Origin of the sequence: Labrenzia sp. R5_0 (assembly GCF_017743835.1) — a bacterium.
Classification (GTDB): domain Bacteria; phylum Pseudomonadota; class Alphaproteobacteria; order Rhizobiales; family Stappiaceae; genus Roseibium; species Roseibium algicola.
In genome coordinates this window covers 900536-923044 of record NZ_JAGHRK010000002.1, presented here as the reverse complement: position 1 = coordinate 923044, position 22509 = coordinate 900536, and the positions used below count along the sequence as shown (strand labels likewise).

General features: G+C 58.9%; 19 protein-coding genes. 10 read left to right on the top strand and 9 right to left on the bottom strand.

The window, feature by feature from the left end; translation table 11 throughout:
* Nucleotides 1-3: 3 nt before the first annotated feature.
* Nucleotides 4-1320, top strand: a complete 1317-nt coding sequence (locus tag J7447_RS13125) for an SGNH/GDSL hydrolase family protein (RefSeq protein ID WP_209169811.1) — start codon at nucleotides 4-6, stop codon at nucleotides 1318-1320.
* 234 nt (nucleotides 1321-1554) lie between these two features.
* Here the strand turns inward: J7447_RS13125 and hisN are convergent, their stop codons facing one another.
* Nucleotides 1555-2343: a histidinol-phosphatase gene (gene hisN / locus J7447_RS13120; protein WP_209169810.1), complete on the bottom strand. Its 789-nt coding sequence runs from the start codon at nucleotides 2341-2343 to the stop codon at nucleotides 1555-1557.
* A gap of 202 nt (nucleotides 2344-2545) precedes the next feature.
* Here hisN and J7447_RS13115 point away from each other — a divergent pair, with 202 nt between their 5' ends.
* The 7 genes from J7447_RS13115 to J7447_RS13085 all read left to right on the top strand — a co-directional run bounded on the left by J7447_RS13115 (nucleotide 2546) and on the right by J7447_RS13085 (nucleotide 12047).
* Complete coding sequence (locus J7447_RS13115; protein ID WP_022998042.1) at nucleotides 2546-3553, top strand: ABC transporter substrate-binding protein; 1008 nt, start codon at nucleotides 2546-2548, stop codon at nucleotides 3551-3553.
* A gap of 87 nt (nucleotides 3554-3640) precedes the next feature.
* Nucleotides 3641-4681 (top strand): ABC transporter ATP-binding protein, encoded by a 1041-nt coding sequence (locus J7447_RS13110; protein WP_209169809.1) that lies wholly within the window; start codon nucleotides 3641-3643, stop codon nucleotides 4679-4681.
* Nucleotides 4678-6360 carry an ABC transporter permease subunit gene (locus J7447_RS13105; RefSeq protein ID WP_209169808.1) on the top strand — a complete coding sequence of 561 codons (1683 nt, stop codon included), beginning with the start codon at nucleotides 4678-4680 and terminating at the stop codon, nucleotides 6358-6360. Before J7447_RS13110 ends, J7447_RS13105 begins: the two co-directional genes overlap by 4 nt.
* Nucleotides 6360-7112 (top strand): DeoR/GlpR family DNA-binding transcription regulator, encoded by a 753-nt coding sequence (locus J7447_RS13100; protein ID WP_077292152.1) that lies wholly within the window; start codon nucleotides 6360-6362, stop codon nucleotides 7110-7112. Before J7447_RS13105 ends, J7447_RS13100 begins: the two co-directional genes overlap by 1 nt.
* Before the next feature lie 477 nt (nucleotides 7113-7589).
* Nucleotides 7590-10631 (top strand): PAS-domain containing protein, encoded by a 3042-nt coding sequence (locus tag J7447_RS13095; protein WP_209169807.1) that lies wholly within the window; start codon nucleotides 7590-7592, stop codon nucleotides 10629-10631.
* The gene (locus J7447_RS13090; protein ID WP_209169806.1) at nucleotides 10628-11344 is read left to right on the top strand and encodes a response regulator; all 717 of its coding nucleotides are present in this window, start codon (nucleotides 10628-10630) and stop codon (nucleotides 11342-11344) included. Before J7447_RS13095 ends, J7447_RS13090 begins: the two co-directional genes overlap by 4 nt.
* 481 nt (nucleotides 11345-11825) lie before the next feature.
* The gene (locus J7447_RS13085; RefSeq protein ID WP_062487708.1) at nucleotides 11826-12047 is read left to right on the top strand and encodes a hypothetical protein; all 222 of its coding nucleotides are present in this window, start codon (nucleotides 11826-11828) and stop codon (nucleotides 12045-12047) included.
* Between the two features lie 495 nt (nucleotides 12048-12542).
* Here the strand turns inward: J7447_RS13085 and J7447_RS13080 are convergent, their stop codons facing one another.
* Together J7447_RS13080 and J7447_RS13075 are read right to left on the bottom strand one after the other, a co-directional pair.
* Nucleotides 12543-13976: a glyceraldehyde-3-phosphate dehydrogenase gene (locus J7447_RS13080; protein ID WP_055655809.1), complete on the bottom strand. Its 1434-nt coding sequence runs from the start codon at nucleotides 13974-13976 to the stop codon at nucleotides 12543-12545.
* Nucleotides 13977-14348: 372 nt separating this feature from the next.
* Entirely contained in the window at nucleotides 14349-15956 is a 1608-nt protein-coding gene (locus J7447_RS13075) for a winged helix-turn-helix domain-containing protein (RefSeq protein WP_022998031.1), read from the bottom strand.
* A 149-nt stretch (nucleotides 15957-16105) separates the two neighbouring features.
* On the opposite strand from J7447_RS13075, the gene J7447_RS13070 reads away from it, so the two are divergent.
* Nucleotides 16106-16330, top strand: a complete 225-nt coding sequence (locus J7447_RS13070; protein ID WP_022998030.1) for a tautomerase family protein — start codon at nucleotides 16106-16108, stop codon at nucleotides 16328-16330.
* 130 nt (nucleotides 16331-16460) lie between these two features.
* Here the strand turns inward: J7447_RS13070 and J7447_RS13065 are convergent, their stop codons facing one another.
* The 5 genes from J7447_RS13065 to J7447_RS13045 all read right to left on the bottom strand — a co-directional run bounded on the left by J7447_RS13065 (nucleotide 16461) and on the right by J7447_RS13045 (nucleotide 21065).
* Nucleotides 16461-17282 carry a hypothetical protein gene (locus tag J7447_RS13065; RefSeq protein WP_209169805.1) on the bottom strand — a complete coding sequence of 274 codons (822 nt, stop codon included), beginning with the start codon at nucleotides 17280-17282 and terminating at the stop codon, nucleotides 16461-16463.
* Between the two features lie 91 nt (nucleotides 17283-17373).
* Nucleotides 17374-18159, bottom strand: coding sequence for a hypothetical protein (locus tag J7447_RS13060; protein ID WP_209169804.1), 786 nt, complete (start codon nucleotides 18157-18159; stop codon nucleotides 17374-17376).
* Between the two features lie 16 nt (nucleotides 18160-18175).
* On the bottom strand, nucleotides 18176-18736 hold the full coding sequence (locus J7447_RS13055; RefSeq protein ID WP_209169803.1) for a hypothetical protein: 561 nt from the start codon (nucleotides 18734-18736) through the stop codon (nucleotides 18176-18178).
* 159 nt (nucleotides 18737-18895) lie between these two features.
* Complete coding sequence (locus J7447_RS13050; RefSeq protein WP_209169802.1) at nucleotides 18896-20275, bottom strand: tetratricopeptide repeat protein; 1380 nt, start codon at nucleotides 20273-20275, stop codon at nucleotides 18896-18898.
* 22 nt (nucleotides 20276-20297) lie between these two features.
* Nucleotides 20298-21065 carry an FkbM family methyltransferase gene (locus tag J7447_RS13045; RefSeq protein WP_168684792.1) on the bottom strand — a complete coding sequence of 256 codons (768 nt, stop codon included), beginning with the start codon at nucleotides 21063-21065 and terminating at the stop codon, nucleotides 20298-20300.
* A gap of 172 nt (nucleotides 21066-21237) precedes the next feature.
* On the opposite strand from J7447_RS13045, the gene J7447_RS13040 reads away from it, so the two are divergent.
* Nucleotides 21238-22071, top strand: a complete 834-nt coding sequence (locus J7447_RS13040; RefSeq protein WP_209169801.1) for an FkbM family methyltransferase — start codon at nucleotides 21238-21240, stop codon at nucleotides 22069-22071.
* Here J7447_RS13040 and J7447_RS13035 read toward each other — a convergent pair.
* Nucleotides 22006-22467 carry a DUF6165 family protein gene (locus tag J7447_RS13035; RefSeq protein ID WP_209169800.1) on the bottom strand — a complete coding sequence of 154 codons (462 nt, stop codon included), beginning with the start codon at nucleotides 22465-22467 and terminating at the stop codon, nucleotides 22006-22008. The genes J7447_RS13040 and J7447_RS13035 overlap by 66 nt on opposite strands.
* Between the last annotated feature and the right edge of the window lie 42 nt (nucleotides 22468-22509).

Below are 22509 nucleotides of genomic sequence, written 5' to 3'. Positions count from 1 at the left end.
CCCTTGCACATCTTCGGCCGCCATCGCCGGATCGCTACCATCTTGTGCCTGATCCCGGCGGGCTACTTCCTGCTGACCGCGATCTTTGCGCTGGTGCATTTTGACGATTTCGCCTCAGACCTGCCCAGGCTGCTGCGTTATGTCCTGGGGCCGCTGGCGATTGCCGCGCTGCTGGTTGGCTGCGCCTGGCTGCTGTCGCCCGACAACGCGCTGACGATGGGGATTACAGCCTGCTCGATCCTGGCCGGGATGTTCATGTTCGAGGGGTACATGCGCTGGCATAACCTGCCGCAGCGGATGGGGTTGGCCGGGATCGTCGATGGCGGAACCGATCTGGAGCGCTATGGCGGCGCCATGCCTCCGGCCTATACGATCAAGGCCCTGAATGCCAAGTTGGGGACCGAAACTCTTGCCGATGCGGTGCTGGCCGGGACGCCCGGAGCCGAGATGCTGCTGTGCAGCCGTATGGGCGTGCCGGTCACTACACGGATCGACAGTTACGGTTTTCGCAATCCGCAACCGAAAACCGCCGCGCCGGTCGATCTGATGATCCTCGGCGATTCCTTTGCCGAGGGGATTTGCCTCGACGATGGCCAGCATTTCGTCGACCAGATGCGTGCGGGCGGGGCTTCGATCCTGAACACTGCCAGCCGGGGCGCAGGCCCCTTGTATGAACTGGCGGTCCTTGGCCGCTATGGCCCGCATTTTCGCCCCCGCATCACCGTTCTGGCCTTTTTCGAGGGGAACGACTGGGAAAACCTGTCCGTTGAAACAGAACAGCCGTGGCTGCACGAGGCCCTGGCGCCGGAGGCTGATTTCGGCCCGATCGAGTTGGATGCGGCGCGGCGCGCGGACGCGGCCCGGATCATTGCCGGCTGGTGGCAGGGCACTGCTGCCACTCTGGAGGAATATCTGAGCCGCCGGGCCTATTTACGCAATTTCCTCGCCCTTCAGGAAACCGCCAGCATCCTGGGTCTGCACTACCCCAAGGCGGCCAGCGACAACCCGGTTTTCGAGCAGATCCTGCATCGCATGAAGCAGATCGCAGATGGCTGGCAGGGGCAGGTGGTGGTGGTCTATATCCCCGCTCTCGACCAGTTCGGTGGGGTGTTTCCGCATGGCTTTCTCAGCGCTCCGCTACGCGAGAACGTGGCGCGCGCAGCCGAGAGCGCAGGGCTGGGTCTGATCGACCTGACCCCGACCTTTCGCGACTATCCCTCGCCGCTGGGTCTTTACGCGCCGGATGCGCATCTGAATGCCGAAGGCGCGGCGCTTGCCGCCGGCACGATCATGGCCGACCCGCTGATGACCCTTCCCTGACCCAACCTTGCCGAGTGGACGCTTGGTGCCGCGATGCCGTCGTTTTCCGCGCCCTGGTTGCCGAATTTTGCACATGGCCGTGCACCATCCCTCCAGCGTCGGAATGCTCCGTTTCTGGCAACGGCGTTGACAGGCAGCCTCGTCATGTTTCCCGGGCTGACGACGCCGGCACGGGCACAGGATCTGAATTGGGACGGCGCGGGTGCGACAGCCCAGGGCACTGTCGAAGGCGGATCAGGACAAGGCGGCCAGGGCTTCTGCGTGCAGTGCGGCGTTGGCCGCGGCGAGAACCTGACCTTCGGAGTGCAGGCCCAGCCTTTCACCTTTCCAGTCGGTCATCACGCCTCCCGCACCCTCGATAACCGGAATGAGGGCCATGTAATCGTAGGGATGCAAATTCATTTCGAACACCAGATCAATGTGGCCTGAAGCCAGCAGTCCGTATCCGTAGCAGTCGCCCCCGAAGCGGCGCATGGCGACCTTGCTTGAGAGTGCCTCGAACTGCGCGCGTCCCTCGGTGTCGAACGTGTCGGGTGTGGTCGTGTAAAGGATCGCGTCGGCCAGTCGGTGCCGGCCGCTGGTACGGCAAGGTTCACCATTGAATGTTGACGGTTCACCACGTCGCCCCATCCAGCGTTCGCCGGTCGGCGGTATCGAGATGATGCCGAGTTCCGGTGTCCCATTGAAAAGGCAGGCAATGAGCGTGCCGAAGGTCGGCATCCCGGAAACAAAACTCTTCGTCCCGTCAATCGGGTCGAGCACCCAGAGGTATTGGGCATCCAGACGTGCGTCCTCGTGCTCTTCGCCAAGAATGCCATGGGCCGGGAACTCCTTGAGGATGCTTTCACGCATCGCGGCCTCGATGGCGCGGTCAGCCTGCGTGACCGGGGATAGGTCGGCCTTTTGTTCCACGTCCAACGGCTTGCGGAAGTAGGTCATCGCCATGGCGTCGGCCACATTGGCGAGCCCGTTGGCAAAACGCGCCAGCATCTCCGTTTCGGGCGGCGTCGTGGAGCTTTGCATGGGTTTTCCTTGTCTGCGGGGAAGCTGGCAACGATGGTCAGCCGGCAAATTAACTCTAGACAAAATCCACAAAAATGCAAGACTACACAAATATCCCCAGAACCGCGAACAGAGGACGCGGCAATAACAAAGGGTCTCGGGAGGATCCGATCCGGGGCAGGCACTGGCACACGAACACGTGGATCAACAAGGAGAGACGACAATGAAGACCTGGACGAAATTCACCTTGGCTTCGCTGTTTGCCGTCGGCATGACGGCAACAGCCTCTGCCGACGAAATCACCGTCTACACTGCACTTGAGGAAGAAGAGATCGCGGCCTACATCGAGGCCGCCCAGAAGGCGATGCCCGATACCGAGATCAATGTGCTGCGCCTGTCCACGGGCAAGCTGGGCGCGCGTCTTCTGGCAGAAGCGGGCAACCCGCAGGCCGACGTGATCTGGGGCTGGGCCGTCAGCGCCATGATGGATCCCCAGATCCTGGAGATGCTGGAACCCTACGCAGCCAAGGGCGTCGATGTTCTGCCTGCCTCCTTCCGTGGTGAAGACGGCAAATGGTTTGCTCCGATCGGCTACATGGGCGCGTTTTGCGTGAACACGGCACGGCTTGAGGAAAAGGGCCTGCCAATGCCCAAGAGCTGGAAGGATCTGGAGAACCCGGACTTCAAGGGCGAGATCCTGATGCCGGACCCGAATTCTTCCGGGACCGGATACCTCCACGTCAATGCGGTTCTGCAAACCATGGGTGACGAGGCCGGCTGGGCACAGCTCGAAGCCGTCGATCCGAACATGGCACAATATACTTCATCCGGTTCCAAACCCTGCAAGTCTGCACGCGTTGGCGAATACACCGTTGGTATCTCTCTGGCATTCACCGCGATGCAGTCCATCGAGGAAGGTTATCCTCTGGCAATGGTCTTCCCCGAGGAAGGCGTTGGATATGAACTGGAAGCATCCGGCCTGATGGAAAGCTCCGACAACAAGGATGCGGCAAAAGCCTTCCTCGACTGGACGATGTCTGACGAGGCAATCGGTCTCTACCAGCAGTACAAAGCGCTGATCACGGTTCCGGGTGTCGATGCTTCGCAAGCAGCTGAAAAAGCGGGCCTGCCGGCTGATATTTCGACCGTCCTGGCGAAAATCGATTTCGTCACCGCGGCCAAGAACCAGACGGCCGTGAAGGAAACCTGGAAAGAAAAGCTGGGCCGCTGATCGTGCCCGCGGCAGCTTCGGCTGCCGCCAGAAGCGCGCGGGGCTTCACTGGAGACCCGCGCACCTTTGACAGGAGACCGATCCGCCGTGTACTTGACCGTCCGTAACGCCACCAAGACCTTCGGGGCCTTCAAAGCGCTCGACAATGTCTCGATCGAGATCGATCGACGGGAATTCGTTTGCCTGCTGGGTCCCTCCGGCTGTGGCAAGACGACACTCCTGCGGCTGATCGCCGGCCTAACGGAGCTGAACAGCGGCGAAATACTTCTGGAGGGGACTGCGCTTTCGAACCTTCCCGCACGCAAGCGAGGCTTCGGGATCGTCTTCCAGTCCTACTCGCTCTTTCCCAACATGACAGTGGCCGAAAACATCGGTTACGGGCAGAAGATCCGTGGCACGCCGCGATCGGAGATTTCACGGCGTGTGGCGGAACTTCTGGAGCTGGTGAAGTTGCCGCAGGTCGCCGGCAAGTTTCCCGGTCAGCTGTCCGGCGGACAGCAGCAGAGGATCGCGTTGGCACGGGCAATCGCCGTCGACCCGCGCGTCTTGCTGCTGGACGAACCGCTTTCGGCGCTGGACGCGAAGGTCCGGGCCGAACTGCGAGACGAAATTCGCCATGTTCAGCGTTCTCTCGGCATTCCAACCTTGATGGTGACACATGACCAGGAAGAGGCGCTGGCGCTGGCGGACAAGATCATCTGCATGAACCATGGTGTCGTGGTGCAGGCCGGCACGCCGGAAGACCTCTACCATCGACCGGCGACGCGCTTTGTGGCGGACTTCATGGGGATCAGCAATCTCGTTTCTGCCGCCCCGATCCGGCGTGAATACCCGGATCTGATGGCAAAGTGGCCGGGGGGATCGGGGACGGAGCATGTTGCCTGCATTCGCCCTGAACAGATCAGTCTGACCCCGGCGCCGGACGGCAACGCCACGGTGCGCAGCATCAGTTTCCTTGGCAATCTCAGACGGCTTGAGGTCGACAGCGCAATCGGCCCGCTGGTCGTCGAGACCCACGGGTATAATTCCTGTCACGAGGGCGAACGCGTGAACCTGAGCATTCCACCGGAAGCCTGCACCTGGGTGGCTGACGACATGGCCCACCAGCCTGCCGAGACCGCCGCATGAGCGGTGTGGAAACGATGACCACGCCAGCGCGCAAACAACTGGATGCGGACCGGCTGCTCACACTTGTTTGCGTTGGGCTGCCGCTGATTGGGCTCGTCCTCTTTTTTCTCTACCCGATGGTGATCGTGTTCCTGCGTTCCCTGACGGTTGACGATGGTTACGGGCTTGCCAACTACACGAGGGTTCTGGGGTCGACGGGGTTCTGGCGTGCGACCGAACATTCCCTGATCATGGGGGCTGCCACCACAGTTCTCAGCGTCTTCCTTGGTTTCATCATCGCGCATGGGCTCTATCGCTGCGCTTTCCGGGGCAAGTGGCTGATCCGCGGCGTGATCGTCCTGCCGCTGCTCGCCCCCTCGCTCGTGCAGGCGCTCGGGCTGATCTTCCTTCTGGGACGCAACGGCGTCATCAGCCGTGCCCTGGGTGTCGAGATTGAAATCTACGGCTTCTGGGGGCTGTTGATCGCCAACACTCTTTATGCCTTGCCGCAGGCGGTGATGATTATCGGTGCGGCGCTGGTCCTGCTGGACGCACGCGTTTACGAAGCTGCGGAAGTCATGGGCGCTTCGCCATCACGCCAGTTTCGTGACCTGACCTTGCCCGCGGCGCGCTTCGGGATCCTCAACGCGGCTTTCGTCTGCTTCACAATCACGATCACCGATTTCGGCAACGCGGCGGTGATCGGCGGGGACTACTCGGTTCTGGCGACCGAAATCTACTCTCAAGTGGTCGGCCAGCGGAATTTCAACATGGGAGCTGTCGTCGGCATCATGCTGTTGTTGCCGACGGTGGTTTCCTATGCCATCGAGCGTCAGGCGATGAAGCGGCAACAGGTCGGACAGATGGCTGGCCAGGTGCCGTATCGGCCCTCCTTCGCACCCGTGCGCGACCCGGTCATGGCGTTCCTGTCGCTTCTGGTCTGCACCGGCATCGTCGCGGTTATCGGCATTGTCGTCTACGCAAGCTTTGTTACCCTGTGGCCCTACAACATGGCTCTGTCGTTCAAGCACTACGACATCACATTGGCCGGCGGGTATTCCTCGCTCTGGATGACCATCGTGATATCGCTCATGGCGGCGTCGGGAGGCACGCTTGCCGTCTTCCTCCTGTGCCTTGGGCTGCGCCGCCTTCCGCGCAGCGTGGCCCAGCCCATCCAGATGCTGGCCGCAATGCCGGCTGCAGTGCCCGGGATGGTCCTGGGGCTTGCCTATATCCTGACTTTCAATTCAACCGCGACGCCGCTCTACCTTCTCTATGGGACGGCGGCCCTCATCGCGATCATCAACTTCTACCACTACCACACGCAGGGTTTTCTGACGGTGATGACCGGGTTTCGCCAGTTGCCCCGGGCGCTCGAGGAAGCCGCAGACAGTCTTGGAGCTGGAATGGCAAGGACGGCCGTCGATATCGTCGCACCGTTCATTGCCCCAATGCTCGTTTCGGTGTTCTTTTTCCTGTTCATGCGGTCCATGGTAACCCTGTCGGCAGTCGTCTTCCTCACCACGCCTGACCTGAGCGTGGCGGCTGTCACCATCATGCGGCTGGACGATGCCGGTCTGACTTCGCAGGCGGCAGCCTTTTCCACCTGTGTGATGGCAGTCGTGTGTATTGCGCTTTTGAGCATGAAGGGAACGCTGGTGCTGATGGGACGAAGCAACAGGAGCAAGGTGCGGACCTGATGTGGGCGAAAGAACGTCACCGGCTCATTCTGTCCATGCTGAGTGCGAGCCAGCAGGTGAGCGCCAACGATCTTGCGCAGATGCTGAACGTCTCTCGCGAGACGGTGCGACGCGATTTGCTGGACCTGGAAGAGTCTGGACAGGTCAGCCGCGTCCATGGCGGCGCGGTCTTGCCCGAGCCGCGTTCCGAGGAGCCCTTCCGCCAACGGATGACGACGCAGATCCGGGCAAAGTCGGAGATTGCCCGCAAGGCAGCCGGACTGATCCAGCCCGGACAGACGATCCTTGTGGACGCGGGCACCACTACAGCCCTGTTTGCCCGCGAACTGGCCAAGCTGTCGGATCTGTCGGTGATCACCAACTCGATTGATATTGCCACCACGCTGCAAGGGGCGGGCAAGGATGTGCTGCTGCTCGGTGGACGGATGGCGGCCGACGTCCCTTCGACGGTCGGCGAACTCACCCTGTCTGAAATCCGCCGTTTCCGTGTCGACCTGTGCTTTTCGGCTCCGGTTGGGGTGCATCCGACCAAGGGTGCGTTCTTCTACGACCTGCAGGAAGCCGAAATCTCCAAAGCCATGGCGGCACAGGCGCAGCAGACAGTTATTCTGGCCGACCAGAGCAAGCTTGGAAAAACCAGCAGGGTTCAGGCCTTGGAGGCCGGAGAGATCGGCAGGCTTGTGACAAACAGGGCAGCAACTGAAGAGCAGGTAGCGGCCTTCCGCCAAGCGGCCATAGACGTAATGGCTTGAGAAGCGAAAACCGCTCGATAGACACGACCCGATTGCACAACGCGGTACAGATTTTCTGCACTCGCGCCTGGTTGGGCAAACTGAAGCGTCTATTCAATGTCGTCTTTGTTCAGCTCTGGTGGAGGGAACGGCCATGGCGACATGGGTAATCGGCACCCGCATCACGTTGCCGCTCCGCCCCATTCATCCCCAGCCTGCGTTACTCCCGACCAGATATCGACAGCCTTGATATCGAAAGCCCATGGTTTCAGCTTGCCGGCTCCAGCCACCTTTAGGCCTCAAGGAAGGGGGCTGAAAGTTCCAAATGGGTCGGCCAGGTCGGACAACGGGCAATGTTCCATCCCGGTTTGCGGGCTCTCGACGCTTGCGACATGATACAATTGATACAAACGGCAAGGCCAAACTGAAAAGAAGCTTACGTAGAAATGAGGTCCGGCCTGCCGCCCTTGCCGAGGCGTTGATACAAAGTGAGATCCAATGTTGCTTCAAGACGGAGCGAGTGCTTCTGAAAGTGAAGCCGATAGAAACCGGATCCAGCTGCTCATGGAAGAAGCTGTCGAGGCGCTGAGCGATGGCTTCGTGCTCTACGACAGTGACAGAAGGCTCGTTTTCGCAAACAAACGCTATGCGGAGATGCTGGGTCCGCACAAGGATCTGCTTGTTCCGGGCGTGCGGCTCGACGACATCGTTGGCAGCGCTGTCCGCAGTGGGCACATTTCATTCGTTCGCAGCCCTGAAGGCGGTTTGCCTGGTGTCCTGGAAACCCTGGCAGCCAGGGGAAAACTGAAGATCGAGATCAAGGTTGCCGACGGCAGCCAGCACAAGATCTATCTCAAGCATCTGAAAGACGGCAGCATTGTCGTGAAGGTTCGCGACATCACGGAACAGCGGACCGCAGAGGCGCGTGCAAGAGAGATCCTTTATGGCGCGGTTGATGCCGTCGACGTTGGTATCGCGCTCGTCGATGATGATGATCGGCTGGTGTTTGCCAACAAGAAGTTTCGGGAGATTGGCGACCCGTACGGGACGCTTTTCGTCCCTGGCCGTGCGATGCGCGACATCCACGCCGAGGCCATAGCATGCGGCCTGATCCCGCTTCCGGGGGGCATGAAACCCGCCGAAATGCTCGATGAGCTGGATCGGCTTATACGCCTTGCCATCAAGGGGTATCCGATACCCAACAATCAGAACAGGGAACTGGTCGGCAGCGCCTACGAGACAAATCTGAAAGGACGGCTGCTCACGATTGAAGACGTCACGGATCGCGTCAGGGCTGAGCGGCGCTTTACGACTGCGGTTGAACGGTTGCCGGTGGGTATCGCCTTTGAAAGGCCGGACGGGCAGTTCACGCATTGCAATGATGCGTTTGCAGCGCCCTTTCACCTGACCGCGGCCGAAATTCTAAAGCTGTCGGATATTGAGCGGATCGACTTGCTGGCACCGCAGATATCGATGGTTGCCGGTCAGGAAGTAGGTGACCGCGCGGCTGAGCTATTCACCGCTGCGGTGAAGCAGCAGCGCGAGACGCTGGAACCCATGGAGGTTCGCTTCTGGGATGGCCGGCACTACCGTGTCGAGCGAGCCATCTCCGAACACAACAGCCGCGTTGTCGTGGTCACCGACATCACCGCCTTGAAAGAAACCGAGGCCAGAAGCCTGGCCACCCTGAATGATGCCATTCAATCTCTTGATGAGGGGTTGGTGCTCTTCGACAAGAGCCTCAATTTCGTGCTCGGAAACCGGCTCTGGTACGAAATGTACTTCAGTGAACTGGCACCGCCCGTTGCCGGGGAGAACATTCTCACCATCCTGGGCCGGTTGATCGACAACGGCGTCGTTCTTGTTCCCGAGGGCGAAGACAAGACGTCCTATATGTGCGAGCTGACGCTTCTGGTGAAATCCTACCAGAAGAAGCAGGCCATCCATCTTGCCGGTGGACGTATTCTGCTGGCGTCAGCCCACAGAACCGAGCTGGACGGGTACCTCGTCTCCTTTATCGACGTGACCGAGCAGCGACGTGCCGAGGAAGAGCAGCGCGAGGCGGATCTGCTTCTGCACAAGATCGTCGAGGCCTGCCCGGCAAACTTTCTCGTCTCCCGCATCGAAGATGGAAAAATCATCTACTGCCCGCCTGCTTCACGGGAGCGGTTCGGCGATATCGACACGACCCTCAATTTCTTCTTGAAGCCGGAGGATCGGGAGCGGTATCTGGAAGCGCTCTTGCCGACGGGAACACTTGATGATTACCGGGTTCAATTCCGCAGGGCCGACGGCTCAATCATGGAAGGCATCACCGCCGCCCGCGTGACCGACTACAAGGGCGAGAATGTCATCGTGTCCTCCACAAGGGACATTTCGGACCTTCTGGCCATGCAGGAGGAATTGCAGAAACAGCGTGACATTGCCCACCAGAACGAAAAACTGTCCGCCCTGGGTGAGTTGCTTGCCGGTGTCGCACACGAACTCAACAATCCCCTTTCCATCGTTACCGGTTACGCCCAGATGCTTCAGGGAAAGCTCAAGGACCCGGTGCTGGAAAAGCGCATCGACCGCATCGCGGAGGCTGCCGACAGAAGCGCGCGGATCGTCAGGGCTTTCCTGTCCATGGCGCGCCAGCGACCGGCAAATCTGGAACCTTGTACGCTGAACGAAATCGCCTCGGTTGCCCTTGATCTTGCCGGCTACGGGCTGCGCTCCAACGGAGCCAGGATTGAGACGGAGTTTGATGAGGATCTTCCGTCAATCCTCGGCGATACGGACCAGCTGGTCCAGGTCGTTACGAACCTCATTATCAATGCGGAACACGCCCTTTCGCCGCTTGGTGAGGAAGCGGTGCTTGTGTTGCGGACGTTCCACGACGGAAGAGACGGCCAGGCAGTCCTCGAAGTCCGGGACAATGGTCCGGGGATGACGAAGGAAATCAGGGACCGCATCTTCGAGCCGTTTTTCACGACAAAAGACGTGGGTGAAGGGACAGGTGTCGGCCTGGCATTCTGTCACCGGGTTGTCGACACCCATGAAGGCACTCTCGAAGTCAGTTCATCCGTTGGCAAAGGGACAAGTTTCTTCGTGCGGCTGCCCGCGATGGAAACAGAGGCTTCAACTGACACCTCGCAGGCCCAGCCAGGCGGAACGCATCATCGCAAACGGGTACTGGTCGTTGATGACGATGTCGCGGTCAGCGAACTCGTTTGTGACCTGCTGGCAGATCTCGGATGCCAGGCAATACAGGAAACCAGCGCACGCAAGGCTCTTGCGCGCCTGTCACACACATCCGTCGATCTGATTATCAGCGACTACAAGATGCCGGGCATGGACGGTGCCGCATTTTACAACAGCCTGATCGGGTTATCGCCCGGTTACAAGGATCGTATCGCCTTCATGACAGGCGATGCCATGGGGAAGTCCGTTCAGACATTTCTGACGGAAAGCGAGCGCCCCTACATTGAAAAGCCCATTTCCAAGAAGGATCTGGCTTGTTTGTTAAATCAACTGGACAGCAGGAAAAACACATCATGAGCGGGGCTCCGGGTGCGAAGCAAATTTTGGTCTGTGACGACGAACCTCATCTTCGCGAAATGGTTGCCGAGTATCTCGCCGAGCGCGGCTATGATGTTGTTGAGGCGCCGAACGCCAACGACATGAAACGGCTTCTGGAGAGCCTGGAACCGGCGCTGATCATTCTGGACGTGAACATGCCAGGTACGGATGGTCTGACCGCGTTGCGTGACCTTCGAACCACCTCGACCGTGCCGGTGATCATGCTGACCGCAGCAAGTGATGTGATCGACCGCGTCGTGGGGCTGGAAATGGGAGCCGACGATTATGTCGGCAAACCTGTCGACCTGCGCGAACTGGAGGCCCGGATCAAAGCCGCACTGAGGCGCAGAAGTTTTGACGAAACAAGTGCGCAGCAGAAGGATCGGCACGCAGGCACAGTTCCCTTCGGCACCTGCCGTCTGGATCTGGACGGGGCGAGGCTGATCGGTGGCGACGGTCAGGAAATTGCGATTACGTCCATGGAGTATCAGCTGCTCAGGGTGTTCGTCGAGAACCGTGGACGCGTTCTCAACCGCGACCAGTTGCTGGAACAGGCACACGACAAGGGCTGGGAACCTTTCGATCGTTCGATCGATCTGCGTATTTCAAGGCTGCGCCGCAAGATAGAACTCAATCCCACAAAACCCGAGACCATCAGAACGGTCCGAGGGTTGGGCTACGTCTTCGATTAAGTGCTCTTCCCAGCGACCCGGGAAACCCCTTAAGCTGTGACACCTGCCGCAAATTCCAGTTCGTCAGAGCCGGAATTTGCGTCCTGTTGGTCAGCATCCCGGCTTTTTGGCGCATCAATCCAGCCCCAGGTCCGCGCTGTCTCCTTGTGAACGGTAACAATTGTACCTTTGGTGTGTGCAAGGGCGGGATTTTTGATACCGGGCGGACATGGGAAAACGCTTTCCCCGGCGCGTGATCCGGCTTTCCAAGTTTTTTCAAAAGATGATTTTCTTCAGTCGTTTACACAGATCTTGTCTGGGGTTTTGTCGCCCAGCTCAATGCCCGTTCAGACCTCGCATTTGAAACAATGTGTCGGATATTTCAGTGGGGCGAACGCCCGGATACAATTGAAACACCCGGTGAAACGGGGCTGAAAAGAAAGGTTCCCATCTTTGGTGTGTCGGCAAGGTCGCCGACGCCAAAACCAAATGGAGAACTACTATGATGAAAACCACTTCTTTCGCACTGGCTGCTGTCATGTCCACGTTCCTGATCCAGGCAACGCCTGCTTCCGCTGGCCAGAGCTGCTGGGGACTTGAAGGTCAGGCGCTTCAGGATTGCATCGACAATCTTGTCGACGAACTTGGCAAGATCGGTCACGAAAGCAATTCCGATACGCAGACAGTGAAGATCAAGAAATCTTCCCGCCAGAAATCTCGTTGAGGCCTAACCTCGACCGGAACTGACAACCAGAAACCCTCGGCGTGAACAAGACGCCATAAGGGTCACCTCTCCTGCGGTGCAATTCGACTGGAATTGATGTGTTTTGGCTTGCTTGCCAGGGTATACCCATCAATCCGTTGAATTGCCCGCAGACAGGTTTTCAAGAAGAAGACATCTGAAACGGCCGGTTGGCTCCCTTCAGGCAAGCTCTCTTCTCCAGGCGTTTTGAAATTTCTACGCCTTTTTTTGAATGCCTGCTTTTACCACCTAGCCCAAACTGTCGAGCAACCGATTTCAAGGCGCGGCGCTGACTGACTTGTTCGGTTTTCGGTCCGGCGCTCGGCAACAGCCGGCAGTGATCATCAAACCACAAAAAAAAACCTCACCCCGTCCTGAGCATTGATGGGGCAAAAGCGCTTCGCGCAGCTTCACGGCAAAAGCCAATGGAAGGGGCCAAGACATGGCTTGGGCCCCTCCTGTTCTGTAACGGTAGGGTTATGCAGGGACAGACGGGTACTTCATGCCCGCAACTTCCTGCATCAGGCGGATCACCTGTGTGCTGTAGCCCGCCTCGTTGTCATACCAGACGTAAAGGACCAGCCGGTCGCCGTCGACGATGGTTGCCTGGCTGTCGACCACACCGGCATGGGTGGAGCCGACGAGGTCGGAGGAAACCAGTTCGGTCGAGGCTGTGTAGTCGATCTGGTCCTGCATCGGCGACTGCACCGAAATCCCGCGCAGGTAATTGTTCATTTCCTCGGCCGTCGTCTCGCGCTTGAGGTTCAGGTTGAGGATGGCCATGGAGACGTTGGGGATCGGCACCCGCACTGCATTGCCGGTCAGCTTGCCCTTCATTTCCGGCAGGCACTTTGCGACCGCGCTGGCCGCACCCGTGCTCGTCAACACCATGTTCAGGGGCGCGGATCGGCCACGACGATCCCCACTGTGGTAGTTGTCGATCAGGTTCTGGTCGTTGGTGAAGGCGTGGATGGTTTCCACGTGGCCGTTCTCGATCCCGAACTCGTCGTTGATCACTTTCAGCACCGGCGTGATGGCGTTGGTGGTGCAGGAGGCCGCGCTCAGGATCCTGTCATCCGCCGAGATGTCGCCATGGTTCACGCCATAGACGATATTCTTGATGCTGCCCTTGCCCGGCGCGGTCAGGATCACCTTCGCTGCCCCTGGGCACTTCAGGTGCTGGCCAAGACCATCCTCGTCGCGCCAGATGCCCGTGTTGTCGACCACCAGCGCATTGCGGATGCCGTATTTGGTGTAATCGACCTCGGCAGGAGAGTTGGCGTAGATCACCTGGATGTAGTTGCCGTTGGCGATGATCGCATTCTGCTCTTCGTCAACAGTGATGGATCCGCTGAAAGCGCCGTGGACGGAGTCCCGTCGCAGCAGGCTGGAGCGTTTCTTCAGGTCGCCGGCCTTGCCGCCGCGCACGACAATCGCGCGCAGGCGCATCTTGTTGCCGGCACCGACGCGTTCGATCAGCATGCGGGCAAGAAGGCGTCCAATACGCCCGAAGCCATAGAGAACGACATCCTGGGGTTCCTGCAGGATGGATGTCTTGCCGGTGTTGATGCTGGCGAGCTGCTTCTCGAGGAAGCTCTTAACGTCACCGCCTTCTTCCATGTAGCCGTGGCACAGCTTGCCGAGGTCGACGCGCGAGGCGGCCAGGTCCATCTCCAGCATTGCCTTGACGATTTCGAGGCTCTTGGTGACGTCCAGTTCCTGCCCGGTGATCTGCAGGGCATAGCGGTGTGCCTTGAGGATCTCGATGGCGGAGTTGTTCAGAAGACGCCGGCCGAAAATCCGGATGTTGATGCCGTAGTCACGGTAGAGATGCCCAACCAGCGGGATCATCTGCTCGGCAGCGGACTGTTGTTCCTTCCAGTTGTCGAAGTGGTTATCCATGGCCGCCATACACAAAACTCCCTTATGGTCTTTCCAGCGCGCTGAGTGGCAAGTCTTTGTCCTGCGCACGGTCTTTAGCTCTTGTGGAAACGTAATGTCCATAAGCAGTTTGAAGACTAATCGATTGAAATTTGGGGAGGGTGCTTTTGGTCGCATCCAGGCCGCTGGAAGCGTTACATCTGGAACCTTGCAAGTGCAGATAATCAACTCGCAGAGACTTGGTCTGAACGCAGAAGTGCAGAGCAAAATCTGGTAATTCACGCCCGTCGACGGCATTTGCTGTTGAATTCGGACTGCGGATTCAAGCAGACATCGGGCGTCAGGCAAGTCCTGTGTTGATGACGTATCGGCTTCCCGAAGTCATGGGGTCGCGAAGCCTTTTCACACCCCGAGTTCACGCAGGCCTTTCTCTATCGTTTCGCGAGCGCCGTTTTCGGCAAACGGGAAGGACGCGAAGAAGACTTCCGAACTGATTTCCGGATCTGCCTGTCTCGCCCGGGCCAGCCATTGCCGGGCTTCTGCATTCTTGCCGACCAGGTGTGATGTCAGCGCCGCGATCAGGGAAATATGCTTGTGCGCACCAGGCATCTGCGCTGCTTTCACGGCAAGCTCTGCCGCCCTGTGCCTGTCGCCCAGTTGCAATTGCACCAGCGCACGTGCCGACACCATGCCATAGGCAAGCGGGTCGAGCGGGCTGAGGTCCAGCGCCAGAGCAAGATCTGCATCGGCCTGCGCTGCCTGACCTGCCATCACGCTTACCAGCCCGCGTGTATAGACACCCTGCGCGAAACTGGGGCTGAGGCTGGTTGCCCGGTCAAACCAGGCGATTGAATCTTCCAGCCGGCCATCGAGCCAGGAACACCGCCCGGCATTGAAGTGAGCAAAAGGATCGAGCCTGTCGGTCTCCACCGCCTGCTGCGCCAGCGCGCGAGCCTTTTCGACCTCGGCTTCGGGATCTTCCGCAAAGCGCATGAAGGCTGATTGAAAATGCGTGAAGGACAGCCCGCCCATGGCGCCGGAGAAATAGGGATCGCGTTCCAGGGATCGTGTGAACAGTTCTGACGCACGGGCGTTGTCCTGCCGGTTGAATCGGTACATGTGATCCAGCCCCAGGTGAAAACAGGCCCATGCATCCAGTTCTCCAGGAGCGCGTCTGCGTGCGATGCGCACTTCGTTCTGCGGGATCTGAACCGCCAGACTGGCAACCACATGGCTTTCGATTTCCGGTCTGAGCTGCTGCAATTCGGACAGGCTGCCACGATAGTGTTCCGCCCAGATCGTGCCGCTGCTGGTCATGTCGATCAGCGAAACGCCGATCGTGACGCTCTCACCCGCAAGTTCGACCGTGCCGGTGAGACCATAGCGAACGCCGAGTTGGCGACCGGCGGACAGCGGGTCCACATCGGGTCCGCGAAAGCGGAAGCTCGATCCACGTGCGATAACGAACAGCCAGTGCAGGCGCGACAGATCCGCAATGATGTCGGCAGGCAGGGCATCGGCCACGATTTCGTGCTGGCCCGGTTCGCCAAAATACTGGAAGGGCAGGACGGCGATGGAGGGCCGCCCGTCGCGCGCGGTCTTCAGCGCTTCCTCAATTGCCGGGGCGGCCTGTTCCTCGGTTATCAGGCCCGAACGTGCCGGGGGTGCCTTTGCCTGGAGACTGGAAACCTCGGTTTCCGCGACAAACCGGAACCCCTTGCCATGGATCGTCCGAATGACTTTCTGTGTGCTGCCCTTGTCCCCCACAGCCTTGCGCGCAGCCTTGATCCGCGCTGCCACTGCCGTTTCGGAGACGATCCGTCCATCCCAGACATGCTCTATCAATTCGTCCTTGCTGACCATCCGGTCGCGGTTTTCGACCAGCAGCAAGAGGAGGGAGAGGACCTGCGGCTCGATCGCCACGCGTTCGCCATCACGGCGCAATTCGAAACGTGTGCCGTCCAGTTCAAATCCGTCAAAGGTAAACACCAGGGCGTCGGCTTGCGGCACACGTTCCCCTTTCCCCGAAAGTCTTCATGAAAAGGTCAGTTATATTCATGTCCCCGTCAAGCATTGCCGCTGGGTAAGGCGTATCTCTTGTTCATCGGGAACGTCCGATGTTGCTTGGAAACACTGTTACTTAAACTAGGAGATATGAAATGCCGCTGGTTACGATCGATGTCATCAAGAACGTTTTCACCCCCGAACAGAAGCACCAGCTGATTGAAAAGGTGACCGAAGCCATGGTCGCCGTGGAAGGCGAAGCCATGCGCCCGGTCACCTGGGTCCGCATCATGGAAGTCGAGCAGGGTGACTGGGCCATTGGCGGTCAGCGCCTGGGAGCAGCGGACGTTCATGCCATGTCGGGCAAGAAAGTCGCCTGACGCTGCAAAAAATCTGTTGCAAGAAGGGCCGTGCCTTGTGGCGCGGCCTTTTGCGTTTTGAACGGAAGATGCCGGTAGGCGCTCATGCGCAATGAGACCCTTGCTTCCATGCTGAACACATCACCTGCCGTCAAACCTCAAGCGAGGGAAAATCGTCCTGCAGCTTGTCGGAATACCTGCCTTCGAAGGTATGCAGGCCTGCGTGACGGATTTCGGTCTGGTAGTCCAGCCAGATGGTGCCGCCGCAACCGCGTACCCAGCGCAGGCTGAAGCTCTGGTCCTCATGCAGGAATAACCGACCGCTTGGCGTCGGAAGGTGGCCGAAGAAGTCGTAATACTCCATGTCGGCATGGGCGGGGATCAGCGACATGTCGGGGTAGTTGGTGACGACACCGCGTTCCACCATCGTTTCCGGCACCTTCCGGCTCAAGAGCGTCAGGCCCTGGCCTCCGGCGGGAATGGAGATGAAACCATCCCGATGGTCGGGGTGCCAGTCGGTGTTGTCATAGTCGCGAAGCTGGTGATTGTAGGTCATGCTGCGGGAAACGAGCTGTTCCATCGGGCTTCGCTCCGCTTCCGGCAGGGCGGTTTCCGCTTCAATCAGCTGCCGGAGCAGATCCCAGTTGTAATATTTCTGCGGGTAGGAGGCGCTGACGAAATCGCCGCCGAAGGCGACCAGACGCCACACGGCCGCAGGTGTGAACTCCATGTCGGAGTCGAGCATCAGCATGTGGCTGAATTGCTTGTGGGCGAGGAATTTGCTCATAAGGTGGTTGCGGTTGATGACGAGGTTTGCGGCACCATAGGTTTCGAACGCAAACGGCAGTCCGTGGTGCTGAAACTCCTGCGTCAACGCGATGAGGGAGCGAACCGTCGGCAGTTCGACCTGGCCGCGGGTCGGCATCGCAATCATGATGATGAGCGGTGTTGCTCCGTCGACCTCATTCGCCATTTCCTGTTGCCTTTCTGAAGGTGATGCCGGGGCATGGATGCCGGGTGTCTCGGGGCAGGCGTCAGGACCTCGGCAGAGTTTCACCGGTTTCCTATGGTGCTTTCTTTGGGGTTACGAGTTGCGCCGGTCGCAGCTCTTCTGCTTCCTTGAACAGTAAAAAGGTCTGGTTCACGTAGCCGACGACGCCATTGATCTGCTGCAGATAGGCTTGCAGCTCCGGAGTGTGTTCCGCTTCCACCAGCTGGATGGCCCGGGACTGGGGATAGACTTCAAAAAGAACATAAAACAGCGGGTCTCCGCGGCGCAGGATGAGGGGAGCGGAGATATCGTGCCATTCGAACGCCCATGTCAGCGTTCTCGGCCAGACGTTGATCGGGAACCTTCCCGGTATCATCAGGCCGGGAAGCAACGATTTCCCGACATGCTGAAACGGTGGCAGCTGCGACATGTAGGTGGGTTCGTCCGCAACGAAGATATACGGCAGGCGCATCTGCAGGATGGGGCGGTCGGGCGAGCGCCATTCTTCGCGCGGATGAAGGATGATCAGGTGAGCGAAGACATCGTCTCGAACCGAGGACATTGGCCCGTCGGCGTTCACGACCACGGGTTCACCGAAGTCGGTTTCGGCCATCTGAAGGGAAAGGTCGCAGGGACATAGTACTTCGAAAAGCCTGCTTTCGAGCCCCAGGACCGCAGGGCAGGCTGTCACGGATTTGGCATGGGTTCGCTGGCGCGGGCCTGAGGGCTGTTTCAGCCTTTGCGGTGGCTTGTAGACCAGTTGGGATTCGTCGCCCGCCAGCAACCAGCCGATCGTTGCCTGCCCGCTGCCTTCAGTGTTTCCGCCGCTTGCATCGACGGTAACGTTGAAACTCAGCACGGGAGCACCGCCCTTGTTATCGCCGGAATTGTGCACTGATCCAGGGCGGAGCTGGGAGCCAGCGATTGAGGCTCTTGTCGAGATAAAGGCCGGTGACGGTATTGTAGGAAACGGTCACGGGCTGGCGGGTAAAGGGATCCGTGACTTGCCGCGTCTGAATTTGAGACACGCCGTAGCCCGGTGAGAAGACGGTATTTGCATTTGGAACCCGTGACCCCGCGCGGCCCCCGTAGACGGTGTTCATTACCGCGCGCCGTGAGCCGGGATGCCCCGGGTGGATGGTGTTCATTCCCGGTCGGCGGTAGCCTGCGCCACCAGCATAGACGGTCTCCATAGCTGCCCGCCGGAAACCGGGATGACCGGCATAGATGGTATCCATCGCAGGTCGGCGATGGCCGGGATGTCCAGCGTAGATGGTATCCATCACCGGTCGGCGATAGCCTGGATGACCTGCATAGATGGTGTCCATCACCGGTGGCCGCGCGCCCGGATGCCCTGCATAGATCGTGTTCATCGCCGGCCGTTTGGAGAAGGGAGCGTATCCAGCCGGACCGGCGGTGAGGGTTTCGGAATGCATCTGTCCGGGCCGACTGCCCATGGAGCTGTCGGCTGACGGTCTTCTGCCTGCGCCCAGTTTTACGAGATCTTGATCGATCCCCGGTTTCTTTCGGTCAACCAAAGCTTATCCCTCAAGAACCAAATACTATAAAAGATTTAAGTGCTAAACTGACATAAGTTACAAAATGCCTCTGCTTTCCGCAACTCCTTTCAGAGCTTCACCTACGTTCCTGACGACATTGCTCCAGTCACGCGGATGCTGTTGCCGGAAAAAACGCATTCCCGGATACCAGTCCGAACGATCTCCCTCAAAGCAGTGATACCAGTGGGGAAAAGTGTCGAGCAGAAGCCAGACCGGTGTGCCGACCGCCCCGGCAATATGTCCCACAGCACTATCGGTCATCACGATGACGTCCAGCGACTGGATCATGGCGGCGGTTTCGGCAAAATCGAAATCGTCACAATCGATGACAAGATCACCCAACCCGCCTTCGATAAGCTGGCGATGGGGCGGCCCTTTCTGCAGGCTGTAGAGTTGAACGAAGGGCAGTTCGGCAAGCGGCAGAAAATCCGAGAGCTGCGCTGCCCGGTCCGCGTTGCCACCGTAGTCCACGTTTCCCGACCAGAGGATGCCGACACGAAGCGGTGCTCTCGCCCTTGCAAGCAAGGCGTCTCGCCTTCCTGCAAACGCCGGATCGCACTTCAGGCGCGGAGGTGGGTAACGGGACGGATCATCGACACCAAGCAGATAAGGCAGTGACAGAAGCGAGATCTGATACTCGCAGCCATACCCAGGGAGCTCTTCAGCATTCTCGACCCAGATGTCGACACCTTGAAGGTTCTGCAGGAGGTGCGACAGGGCCGGGGGACACAGGAAATGGACCCTTGCGCCGGCAGCCTTCAAACCTGGCAGAAACCGAGCTGCCCAGATGATGTCGCCGTGCCCACCCTCGGGCAGAACCAGGATTTTCCTCTCCGTTGGCGGAGATCCGTCCCAGAAGGGCAGGTGGTGAACGGCGGCCGGAGTGATGCCGGCGCCGAAGCGATGCTCCCAAAGCGGCCAGCCACGCCGATAGTCCCTTTGCCCCAGAGCCAGCCAGGAGGCTTCGATAGCTGAACCGGCATCGTCCGGATCGTGGCGCAAGAGCCTCTGAAAGATGTTGAATGCCTCGCCGTGCCTGCCTGATCTGGAGCGGGCGACGGCCAGGACATAGTCTATTTCAGGATCGTCCGGCTGCAGGTTTTTCAGCTGTTCTGCCACGGCCAAGGCATTTTCCAGGCGTCCGAGGCGCAGATAGTGCGCAGCAAGGCGGTGCAGGGCGACGATGCTTGGCGGCGTGATGGCAGCAGCCCGGGTAAGACAGGCAAGTGCAGCCGTATCCCGCTCCTCCAGAAGATGAACCTCCGCCTGCAACAGCCAGGCGTCCACATGACCCGGAGCGAGCTTCAGGCAGGCATCGGCATAGGCAATTGCCGTGGCACATTGCTCCCGGCCGAAGCTTCGCAGCGCCATTTCGTACAAGTCATCTGCCTTCAGGGGGCCGGGGTCTCTGGTCATTTGGTCTGCTGCGCTGTCCCGTTCACGTTGCTCTGTAGACTTCGTCTATGCCGATAAACTCGATCACCTCGTATCCCTTTCCAGCCATGAAGGTAGGGATCTCGGGACTGTCGGTAATGTTCTCGATGGTCCACACTTCGACCGGGATGGTCTCGAAGGGAAACTCTTCCAGGACAGCCATCTCGCCGCCTTCAACGTCGAGAGACACATAATCGATATGCTCAATTCCCGCGTCTGCCAGTATCTCCCTGATCGAGCGGACCGGTATCTTTGCAATGCGCTCGTCGTGCTCGGGATGCTGCCGGATCCTCTCCAGAAGGTCCGGAGCGATGTTTGCAAGCAGACCGCCGCTTTGGGTGTAGCCGGCTCGGATTTCCAGGAATTCCGCGAAAGGTGTCGGCGAGCCGACCGCAGCGTTAAGGCACGCGCAGCCGCGAACGGACGTCGCCTTTGCGAAGTTCGCCGGTGACGGCTCAATCAACAGTCCGGTCCAGCCAAGTTCCTTTTCGAAGAAAAGGCTGTTTGAACCAGTGAGCCCATCATATCCGCCAAGTTCCAGGAAAACGCCGCCTGTACGGTGTTTCAGAACCTCGTCGTTCAGGAACTTGTCCTGGCCGGATTGGCTGAAATACTGCTGGTGCATGCCCAGGGCCTTTTCCACGGCCCAGATCTCGTGCCGCAAGCCGCCCCGGCTCGGTCCGAAAACATGTTTCAGCTGACCGACAAGCGTTTCCCGAAGGTCTGTCAGGGCTTGCGGGGAATACTCGCTGTAGAATTCCGGCATGGTCATGAGGCAGTGAGGTCCTGGCTGATTTGAAATTGCTTTGAATTGAATGGTTCAAATCCATGCGAAAGTTACCTTAGGTTAGTTCAGGGTGCTGCCCAAATTCAAAGTCTTTGATGATCCCGCTGTAAGGGGCGCAAGGAGCACGCACTGCAGATGGCGAAAGGTGACGGCGCGAATGAAAGACCAGACATCCGCATCCAGCCTGACCGAGGCATTCCTGGAGTGGTACATCGCCAACCGGCACAGTCCGGATCTGGCCGAGCTGAATGACTATCTGCTGAATGCCGCCTTGTCGGCGCGGGGCTACAACAATCTGGAGAGCGGCGAGACCTTCTTCGTGAAAGAGATCCTGGCCGCCACTGCACCGAGGCTCTGTTTCGACATCGGTGCGAATGTCGGCCGATACAGTCTTGATCTGTTGAACTACACGTCCGCCGACGTCATTGCCTTTGAGCCGCTGCTCTCAACGCATGGAGAGCTGGTGCGAAACACACAGGCGTACGGCGACAGGATCGTTTGCGAAAATGTCGGGGTTGGTAACTTCGACGGCGAGGGGATACTGCATTTCGATGCAACGAACCCTGTTCTTGCCTCCTTCTCGCAGGAGGTGAAGAAGGTGAGTTATGTCACAAACGAGCAAACGGTGAAGGCGCGGGTGACGTCGCTTGATACCTATTGCCGGGTAGCCGGAATAACGGCGGTAGATCTTATCAAGATCGACACGGAAGGCTTTGAGACCGAAGTGTTCGAAGGGGCTGCCAGGGTGTTTTCCGAAATCAGGCCGCGGTTCATCCAGATGGAGTTCAACTGGCACCAGATGTTCCGCAGCAGGACGCTGAACGACTTCGCGGAAATGCTTCCAGAATACGACGTCTATCAGTTGTTGCCGAACGGTTGGACGCGGCGGGAGCCGAGAGATCCATTGGCGAATTTCTACCAGTTTTCAAACTTCGTGTTCGTCTTGAACGGACAAGGGGAGTTTCTGCAGACTGCTGACGGCGGCGTATGATTTTATCTCGACAATACGAGACCCGAGTTCCGTATTGATCTCCTGTTTCAGTGCCGCGCGTTTGTCGTTCGTCTGGTAAATGCGTCGTGCCAGATCCACGAAGCGGTCCTTGCAATCCTGCGATCGGTCGTAGTTGCGGATGTCGTCTTCGAAACTCCACAGACTTTCATTGAGGCTTTTCAGCCGGGCCTTCCAGGTGTGGACCTGGCCCGTATCAGGCATGTGCCGGTCGTAAATCTCGCTGAGCGAAGCCAATTCGAAGCGGACGTGTTCCAGTTTCTCCGGAGCGGATATGCGGCCGGCCTTGATTTCAAGGATGGTGATCTTGTCGAGGAGTTCAGCCGGTGAAATTGGTATGTAGATCATCTCGACCAAGACACATGCCTTTATGTTCATCCTGCTGGTTTCAGAACTGTAGCATCAAGTCGCTGGTCCGTT

Excerpts from the sequence above, each read along its gene's own strand:
- J7447_RS13090 (WP_209169806.1), top strand. The coding sequence starts at position 10,628 with ATGAGCGGGGCTCCGGGTGCGAAGCAAATTTTGGTCTGTGACGACGAA.
- hisN (WP_209169810.1), bottom strand. The coding sequence starts at position 2,343 with ATGCAAAGCTCCACGACGCCGCCCGAAACGGAGATGCTGGCGCGTTTT.
- J7447_RS13050 (WP_209169802.1), bottom strand. The coding sequence starts at position 20,275 with ATGACCAGAGACCCCGGCCCCCTGAAGGCAGATGACTTGTACGAAATG.
- J7447_RS13035 (WP_209169800.1), bottom strand. The coding sequence starts at position 22,467 with ATGAACATAAAGGCATGTGTCTTGGTCGAGATGATCTACATACCAATT.
- J7447_RS13095 (WP_209169807.1), top strand. The coding sequence starts at position 7,590 with ATGTTGCTTCAAGACGGAGCGAGTGCTTCTGAAAGTGAAGCCGATAGA.
- J7447_RS13105 (WP_209169808.1), top strand. The coding sequence starts at position 4,678 with ATGAGCGGTGTGGAAACGATGACCACGCCAGCGCGCAAACAACTGGAT.
- J7447_RS13045 (WP_168684792.1), bottom strand. The coding sequence starts at position 21,065 with ATGACCATGCCGGAATTCTACAGCGAGTATTCCCCGCAAGCCCTGACA.
- J7447_RS13080 (WP_055655809.1), bottom strand. The coding sequence starts at position 13,976 with ATGGCGGCCATGGATAACCACTTCGACAACTGGAAGGAACAACAGTCC.
- J7447_RS13115 (WP_022998042.1), top strand. The coding sequence starts at position 2,546 with ATGAAGACCTGGACGAAATTCACCTTGGCTTCGCTGTTTGCCGTCGGC.
- J7447_RS13085 (WP_062487708.1), top strand. The coding sequence starts at position 11,826 with ATGATGAAAACCACTTCTTTCGCACTGGCTGCTGTCATGTCCACGTTC.
- J7447_RS13100 (WP_077292152.1), top strand. The coding sequence starts at position 6,360 with ATGTGGGCGAAAGAACGTCACCGGCTCATTCTGTCCATGCTGAGTGCG.
- J7447_RS13040 (WP_209169801.1), top strand. The coding sequence starts at position 21,238 with ATGAAAGACCAGACATCCGCATCCAGCCTGACCGAGGCATTCCTGGAG.
- J7447_RS13055 (WP_209169803.1), bottom strand. The coding sequence starts at position 18,736 with ATGCATTCCGAAACCCTCACCGCCGGTCCGGCTGGATACGCTCCCTTC.
- J7447_RS13065 (WP_209169805.1), bottom strand. The coding sequence starts at position 17,282 with ATGGCGAATGAGGTCGACGGAGCAACACCGCTCATCATCATGATTGCG.
- J7447_RS13070 (WP_022998030.1), top strand. The coding sequence starts at position 16,106 with ATGCCGCTGGTTACGATCGATGTCATCAAGAACGTTTTCACCCCCGAA.